General features: G+C 40.8%; 6 protein-coding genes. 3 read left to right on the forward strand and 3 right to left on the reverse strand.

Going from position 1 to position 8093, the window contains the following annotated elements; all coding sequences use genetic code 11:
- Window positions 1–164 precede the first annotated feature (164 nt).
- Window positions 165–3401 carry a DNA translocase FtsK gene (locus D9K81_RS10740; RefSeq protein ID WP_121523278.1) on the reverse strand — a complete coding sequence of 1079 codons (3237 nt, stop codon included), beginning with the start codon at window positions 3399–3401 and terminating at the stop codon, window positions 165–167.
- A 252-nt stretch (window positions 3402–3653) separates the two neighbouring features.
- Here D9K81_RS10740 and trxB point away from each other — a divergent pair, with 252 nt between their 5' ends.
- From trxB to D9K81_RS10755, 3 genes are all read left to right on the forward strand, one after another.
- Complete coding sequence (trxB, locus tag D9K81_RS10745; protein WP_120375108.1) at window positions 3654–4604, forward strand: thioredoxin-disulfide reductase; 951 nt, start codon at window positions 3654–3656, stop codon at window positions 4602–4604.
- Between the two features lie 161 nt (window positions 4605–4765).
- On the forward strand, window positions 4766–5500 hold the full coding sequence (gene aat, locus D9K81_RS10750; RefSeq protein ID WP_120375107.1) for a leucyl/phenylalanyl-tRNA--protein transferase: 735 nt from the start codon (window positions 4766–4768) through the stop codon (window positions 5498–5500).
- A 31-nt stretch (window positions 5501–5531) separates the two neighbouring features.
- Window positions 5532–6347 (forward strand): arginyltransferase, encoded by an 816-nt coding sequence (locus tag D9K81_RS10755; RefSeq protein ID WP_120375106.1) that lies wholly within the window; start codon window positions 5532–5534, stop codon window positions 6345–6347.
- Window positions 6348–6381: 34 nt separating this feature from the next.
- On the opposite strand, the gene rimI is transcribed toward D9K81_RS10755, so the two are convergent.
- Together rimI and D9K81_RS10765 are read right to left on the reverse strand one after the other, a co-directional pair.
- A complete protein-coding gene (rimI, locus tag D9K81_RS10760; protein ID WP_120375105.1) occupies window positions 6382–6840 on the reverse strand; it encodes a ribosomal protein S18-alanine N-acetyltransferase in 459 nt (152 codons plus the stop codon).
- A 119-nt stretch (window positions 6841–6959) separates the two neighbouring features.
- On the reverse strand, window positions 6960–7841 hold the full coding sequence (locus D9K81_RS10765; RefSeq protein WP_120375104.1) for a metal-dependent hydrolase: 882 nt from the start codon (window positions 7839–7841) through the stop codon (window positions 6960–6962).
- Window positions 7842–8093: the final 252 nt, after the last annotated feature.

Genomic DNA, 8093 nt, shown 5'->3' on the forward strand with positions numbered 1-8093 from the left:
GAATTGCCTACATTCTACACTTATCACGTATTTAAGCCTCGGTCATGTATATATACCTTATACTTAATATATGTATCATATACCCTGCACTCAAAATCATTCGGCATAACATTCGCTATAAATAAAAAAAGCAGTCCGAAGACTGCTTTTTTTAAATAATCATATTAAATCAAAATATCTCGCTTACCATTAGCACCCATTGCGCTCACAATTCCGTTTTCTTCCATTTGGTCGATAATACGGGCAGCACGGTTATAACCTAGGCTGAACTTACGTTGTAGCGACGATGTTGATGCTTTACGGGTTTCTAATACAAAAGAAACACACTGGTCATATAGTGCATCTCGGTCAGATCCGCCCTCACCATCTTCAAAGCCACGTGAGGTTTGTTCTTCATCATAAGGCGTTAAAATTTCATCCACATAATCAGGCTCGCCACGCTCACGCCATGCATCACAAATACGGTTTACCTCATCATCTGCAATGAATGCACCATGTACACGTTCAGGCTCAATTTTACCTGGTCCAAGGAACAACATATCACCATGACCCAGTAAGTCTTCTGCACCGCCTGCATCTAAAATCGTCCGTGAGTCAATTTTAGAGTTCACACGAAGTGCAACACGTGTTGGAATATTGGCTTTAATCAAACCAGTAATGACATCTACAGATGGGCGCTGTGTGGCAAGTAGTAAGTGGATACCTGCGGCACGTGATTTTTGTGCCAGACGTGTAATCATTTCTTCGGCTTTTTTACCTACTTGCATGATCATATCTGCAAATTCGTCCGCCACAATCACAATAGATGGTAATGGTGTTAAGCGCGGTGCTCGTTCACCTGCAACAGATTCACTGGCTTTCCATGTTGGATCAAATAAATCTTCACCATTCTCTAAAGCCTCTTCAACTTTACGGTTATAGTCCGACAGCTTACGAATTTTTAAGAACGACATCAGTTTATAACGACGTTCCATTTCGTTCACACACCAGTTCAATGCGCTGACTGCATCTTTCATATCAGTCACAACAGGGGTTAACAAGTGCGGAATATCGTTATAGTTGGCAAGTTCCAGCTGTTTCGGGTCAATCAAAATTAAACGCAACTCGTTTGGCGTATATTTTAATAGCATCGACAAAATCATCGAGTTTACTGCAACTGATTTACCTGAACCTGTTGTCCCTGCAACAAGCATGTGAGGAGCTTTACCCAGTTCAGTAATCACTGGATTACCTGAAATATCTTTACCCATTGCCATGGATAAAATACCGTCAGGTTTTTCAAATGCTGGGGTCTTAACTAGCTCAATCAAACGTACCATTTCACGTGAGCTATTTGGAACTTCAATACCAATGTACGGTTTACCTGGAATCACCTCAACCACACGTACAGATGCCATTGACATTGAACGCGCCAAGTCACGTGAGATATTGGTCACTTTAGAGGCTTTAACTCCAGGTGCCAAATCAAGCTCAAAACGTGTGACTACTGGTCCTGGCTGAGCTTCAACCACTTTGGCTTTTACGTTAAATTCTTGTAGCTTAATTTCTAGTAATTCAGACAAACGTGCCAATTGCTCTGCTGTAAAGTTTACTTTTTTATTCGGATCGACTTCATCCAACAATTCTAAGCCTGGCAAAGTTGGTAAATCTAAACGTTTTTTCGCAACTTGCATCGCACGAGACAGTGGACGACCAGCAGCATCTGTTAATGGTGCGTCAAAATCAAAATCTTCGTCCTCAAATTCTGATGCAGACTCCTCAGGACGACCTGCTGTATCTTGCCAAACTTCACGAAAAGCATCTTTATTAGAGCTAATCAGTGCTTTTTCTTCTGCAGACACCATTGGTTTTGGTGCTTCAAAACTGGTTTGAATATTTGCATTCACCAATGAAGAAGATTGTGCATAATTATTGGTGGTTCTTGGTGCTGGTGTCGGATCAAGATCATCCACCAGTAAGTCATCCAAATCATCAAATTCTGTATCAAGATTGGATGCCTGAGTGACACTCGAAGTAGCTACAGGAGCTGTAAATGTTGCCGCTGTTGCCGCTGTTGCCGCTGTTGCCGCTGTTGCCGCTGTTGCCGCTGTTGCCGCTGTTGCCGCTAGCGTCACAGCATCATCCACAATATGCAAGCTTGGCTTATCATGTGAACGTGGTGTCGCGTGTGCCTCTACATCCTGTACTGCTACAGAATTTGTCTCAGCAAGATCATCCGTTAATGATGTGCTGTTAAATGGAACATGCACATCTGTTGCAGTTTTAGCATTTGGAACTGCTGCTAACAATTCATCAAAGATTACATCATCATCCCAATCTACGGATGATTTTGCAGTCGCATTAGCTTCATGGCTTGCTGTAACGGGTATAGCTTCATCATGCGCATGAATGACTTGCTCAAAATGAGAACTCGCTGACTTTGGTTGTTGTTCTTCTGCCGCTTTTAATAAAGCATCAATATCTTGTTTATGACGTTGATCTTCATCCGAATTCAATGCGCGCCAAACTTCACCTGTCACGACAACACGCTCAGGATCATCCATTAAGCGGTGGGCTTTTTCCAAAGTCTGTTCAAGCACTACATCTACTTCTGGCGTAGTTAAATCAGCTTCAACTTGGGTCTGTTGTTGTTCTGCTTCCCATTCTTTATCTGCAATATCGCTAAACAAACGCTCTGCAGCACTATCCCGTACAGCAGGATCAACGCTGGTTGGCTGCTGGAGTTCTACCGCCAAAGCAGTTGCAGATGTAAGCACTGGTTTAGCAGGCGCTACAGGCTGTTTTTTAGGTTGTGGTGCTGTTAAGTCGTATGCAGACTCACTCTCAGGCACATTACGGTAAAATAAATCTTGTAAATACGCAGGTGCAGCTTTTAAAGTCACCCACGTTTTGTTCCACTTTACGCCAAAGGCCAAAGTAAACAACAACACCCAAAAAACAATCAGGAAGAACGCCGCGCCATAGATACTTAATAGGTTAGATAAACTATTACCTAATTCATAACCAATAATACCACCAGATGAGTTATCTAAAGTATCTGCTGGGACTTCCCAAAATAAAAACAATAAACTCGCTGTCGCCAACAAAATAAAAAACTGTGCCGCAACACGAAAAGGACGGTTTAAAAAGCTATGTGGCCACCATACTTGTACTGCTTCTGCAAACAAATACACAGGAATGAGCAAACTGGCCCAACCTAAAAAGCCAAATAAAAGATCAGCAATCCATGCACCCGCAACGCCACTGGCATTTGACACTTGCATAGTATCACTGGAAATGTGCATCCAGCCTGGATCAAATGGTGTATAGGTGACTGTTGCAAGGAACAGATAAATCCCAAATGAGACCAAGAATAATGTCATTATTAAGCGCTGTGCATAGGCACCCGACACCGCTGTCATATACTGTCCTGTAACCAATTTTTCAAATGTTTTTGTTTGCTGGCTGGCTTGAATATAAGCTGCGCAATAAGCCTTGTATTATGCACTTCTTCATTAAAAAAAGATGCATGATTATTTAAGTAAGTTGTTAACTCGATTCTATATAGCTCAAATCGATTTCAATGATCAATAATATCGACTTTAATCTCACACAATCACCACCGACTTTCACGTATAATTTCACAAATTTCCATATAAAAAAGGATGTCGCGAATGAGCGCTCGTCACTCTCGTTTAATTATTTTAGGTTCTGGCCCTGCTGGTTACAGCGCAGCTGTATACGCGGCACGTGCAAACTTAAAGCCAACACTTATTGCAGGCTTGCAACTAGGTGGTCAGCTAACAACAACGACCGAAGTCGACAACTGGCCTGGTGATGCACACGGATTGACAGGCCCTGCCCTCATGGAACGTATGCAAGAGCACGCTGAGCGCTTTGGTACTGAAATTATTTACGATCACATTAACGAAGTGGATTTAAGCCAACGCCCATTTGTACTTAAAGGCGATATGGACGAATTTACCTGTGATGCATTAATTATTGCAACTGGCGCAACTGCACAATACCTCGGCTTAGAGTCTGAAGCAGCGTACATGGGCCAAGGTGTAAGCGCATGTGCAACTTGCGATGGTTTCTTCTACAAGAACCAAAAAGTGATGGTTGTAGGCGGTGGCAACACTGCAGTTGAAGAAGCTCTTTATCTTTCAAATATTGCATCGCATGTGACTTTAGTTCACCGTCGTGATTCACTACGCTCTGAAAAAATCTTGCAAGATCATTTATTTGAGAAGGTTAAAGAAGGTAAGATCAGCATCATTTGGAATCACCAAGTAGATGAAGTATTGGGTGATGCGCAATCTGGCGTGACTTCAGTACGCTTGAAATCAACACAAGATGATTCAACACAAAATGTTGATGTGACAGGTATGTTTGTAGCAATTGGCCACAAGCCAAACAGCGGTATGTTTGAAGGTCAATTAACCCTACGTGATGGTTACGTACAAGTCCAAAGCGGTACTGCAGGTAATGCTACGCAAACTTCTGTACCTGGCGTATTTGCTGCAGGCGATATTGCTGACAGTATTTATCGTCAAGCAATTACTTCTGCGGGTTCAGGCTGTATGGCTGCCCTTGATGCAGAAAAATATCTTGATGCGCTTTAATTCTTAAGCCATATAGATAATTAAAAACCGCCGTTATGGCGGTTTTTTACTTTAAACTTTACGGAAAAACTACGAATATAAAATACTACCAAGTAAACCCGATTGGGCATCGGGCGAATATTGGTTATGATAAAACAAATATATTTAGGTCAAAATTGATTATGCAACGTCTGCCTGCTTCTGAATATCTCTTTCCAGACCCTGTCGAAGCTGATCCAGAAGGCCAAGGGCTCATTTGCATTGGTGCTGACCTCTCCCCTGCCACACTCTTTGAAGCCTATACACATGGATTATTTCCATGGTTTTCTGAAGGTGAGCCCATCTGCTGGTGGAGTCCTGAACCCCGCTGTATTATTCGCCCGCAAGATTATCATCCCAGCAAAACTTTGCTCCGTAGCATGAAAAAAAAAGATTACCGCATTACAGTAAACCACGCCTTTGAAAAAGTGATCCGTTCATGCTCACTCCCCCGTAGCTATGCCAAAGAAACTTGGATTTCGGAAGACATTATTCAAGGCTATTGTGCGATGTTTGATGCTGGTTATGGCTATAGTATTGAGGTTTGGGAACATGATCTGCTGGTTGGCGGATTATATGGCATCAATATTGGACAAGGCTGTTTCGGTGAGTCGATGTTTAGCACTCGCACCGATGTTTCAAAAATGGCTTTTTATACCCTTATGCTGATTGGTCAAGAAAATCAGCTCGATTGGATTGACTGCCAATTAGAAAATGATCATTTGCTTAGCTTAGGTGCTTGCACACTTTCTCGCCAAATGTATCTAAATTCGTTACAAGATGTGATAAAACGCCCTGCTATTGATTGGAAAAAATATCAAGACAGTGTATTTTCAAGTAAAACAATAGCGCAAAACTCCGCATTAGTTCCCGATTGAGTCGAATCATACAAAAATAGAGGGATATTGCATGAACTCATATCAACCAAAATCCCTGCTGAATGAATTGCAGTATTACATTACCCCCCCACACGACTGCAGCTATCTAGACAACAAATCTGCACGTATGGTTTTTTTAGATCCAGTACATCGTATCGATGTTGTGACCTTGTCTGAACTGTCGCGTATGGGTTTTCGTCGTAGTGGTGATTTCGTTTATCGCCCTGAATGTCATCTGTGCCGTCAGTGCTTATCTTCACGTGTGCCAATTCATGAATTTGCAATGAACAGCAAGCAAAAGAAAGCTTGGAAACGCAATCAAGATTTAAGCCTTAAAATAACTCAACCCAAAGATGCGAGTGACGTACATTATGCTCTGTATGAACGCTATATTACTGAGCGTCATGCTGATGGTGATATGTTCCCACCCAGTCGGGATCAATTTGAAAAATTCTTAATTCATAGTTGTACAGACAGTTTCTTTTTAGAGTTATGGCTTGATGATCGCCTGATTAGTGTTTCTACTTGCGATCCACTAGATGATGGTCTTTCTGCCGTTTATACCTTCTTTGATCCCGATGAACATAAACGTTCTTTGGGTGTTTTTGCGGTATTAAAGCAAATCGAATATGCCAAAGCACTGGGTTTACATTATGTATATTTGGGTTATTGGGTACCGCATTCAAATAAAATGAATTATAAATCTGACTATATTCCTTTGGAGCTATTGCTCGATGGTCAATGGCGTCGCTTAAATCACACCTTAAGTGCAGAAGAAATTCAAACTTTAGGTAATTCTTTAATGACGACACTACCCTCAGGCTGGAATAACTCTATTATTAAATAAACACCGCATTGCACAGCACAATGCGGTTTGCTACTTATTTGAATAGCTGTGAAAAATCATCATTGCATGCACGCACCATAATAATGGCATGTTCACGGCCACCCTCTGGCTTCGGATAATAGTTTTTTCTTAAATCAATTTGATGAAAATCAGCTTTCTCATACAAGCGAATTGCAGGCGTATTTGACTCCCGTACTTCAAGAAAAATCTGTACAGGATTATTTTTGAGCATGCCAATGGATTCTTCTAACAAGCGATGGCCCAAGCCTTTGCCTTGTTGGCTCGGATGAATAGCCATTAATAACAGATTCGCTTCGTCTAGAACTGGTTGTAAAATGCAAAAGCCCAATACCTGTCCATGCTGTTCAATGATTGTACTTTGATAGCCAGTAACTGCTTCATCAAATTGCTTATGCGTCCATGGATGGCTTTGAACTAATTTTTCAATTTCTACGACAGATGCTACATCGGCCGTATTCATCAAACGAATCATCTTCGTTATCTTTTATCGCGAATAGGAATAGCGAATTATAAAAAAATTGCCAAAAAAATCGAGTAAAAAAAAGAGCGATTTTCATCGCTCTTCAAAATAAAACAAACTACAGCATAAAATTAGAAGCCTAACTGGTCTTTCCATTTTGCCAACAAGCTACGTGTATCTAAATCATTTGGGTGAAAACCAGGTTTAAAATACTCCAACATCTCTTTACCCATTCCCGTAATCACGCCTTTAGACGGACTATAAGCATATTCATAAATTTTACTTAAAGATTCACGATTTAACTGATTATCCTGTTTGAGCAAACGGAATAAGAAGTAGCTTTGTACACAAAACAACGTCACCATAGCTGCAACTAAACTTGTCGTACGTACCGTATAAGCTTTGACACCTTTACCAAATACACCTTCATATACATCATAAGCGACAGCTTTATGTTCATTTTCTTCAATGGCATGCCATAACCACATGGTTTTCATGGTTTCATCGCTCATCAACTCTTGAATATGCGGGTTTACCAATAATTGAGTTGCGATCGTTGCAGTAAAGTGTTCAAGCGCTGTCGTAATGGTTAAATCAACCATTTCTTTATTAAAGCCAAATGGCTTACCAATCATCGCTAAAAACTTGCTCGAATTTTTTAATACTTTTCCAGTATAACCATCTAAAGTATCGACATCGTGTCCATATTTTTGCGCAGAAGCATTAAAGCCCACATGCTCTTGTGTATGCATGGCTTCTTGACCAATAAATGCAGAAATTTCTTTTTGTAATTCAGCATTATCTTTAATTGCTGGGTGCTGGCGTACAGCACGAACGCTATCAATAAAGAATTTTTCACCCGCGGGGAATAATGCAGATAACGCTGTCATAAAATGTGTCAGACCTGGGCTACCTGCCATCCAATATTCAGGTACTGAGTCAAAGTCAAAATTCATACGACGAACAGGAAAACTAGCGCCAGCACGGTTACTAATATTTACTTTTGCATTCATGGTCGATCTCCTTCTGGTCAGCCTAAACCAACCTATCCTTATATTTATATTTTCATGACTTTATCTTAAAGAATTGAAGGATTTCGATAATCGCAGTTAAGGACAGGAGATATCAGATAAGGACAGCTTTTGAAATTATTGTCTGACAATCTTTTTTATTACGCTCTTAAAGCTTTTGTAAATACATTTAGTCTCATAAATATTGGACATAAAAAAGCGCCTCAAAGAGGCGCTTTTTTTACACAATCAGCG

The sequence above is a fragment of the Acinetobacter chengduensis genome, from assembly GCF_003664645.1.
Classification (GTDB): domain Bacteria; phylum Pseudomonadota; class Gammaproteobacteria; order Pseudomonadales; family Moraxellaceae; genus Acinetobacter; species Acinetobacter chengduensis.

Excerpts from the sequence above, each read along its gene's own strand:
- D9K81_RS10740 (WP_121523278.1), bottom strand. The coding sequence starts at position 3,401 with ATGACAGCGGTGTCGGGTGCCTATGCACAGCGCTTAATAATGACATTA.
- trxB (WP_120375108.1), top strand. The coding sequence starts at position 3,654 with ATGAGCGCTCGTCACTCTCGTTTAATTATTTTAGGTTCTGGCCCTGCT.
- aat (WP_120375107.1), top strand. The coding sequence starts at position 4,766 with ATGCAACGTCTGCCTGCTTCTGAATATCTCTTTCCAGACCCTGTCGAA.
- D9K81_RS10755 (WP_120375106.1), top strand. The coding sequence starts at position 5,532 with ATGAACTCATATCAACCAAAATCCCTGCTGAATGAATTGCAGTATTAC.
- rimI (WP_120375105.1), bottom strand. The coding sequence starts at position 6,840 with ATGATTCGTTTGATGAATACGGCCGATGTAGCATCTGTCGTAGAAATT.
- D9K81_RS10765 (WP_120375104.1), bottom strand. The coding sequence starts at position 7,841 with ATGAATGCAAAAGTAAATATTAGTAACCGTGCTGGCGCTAGTTTTCCT.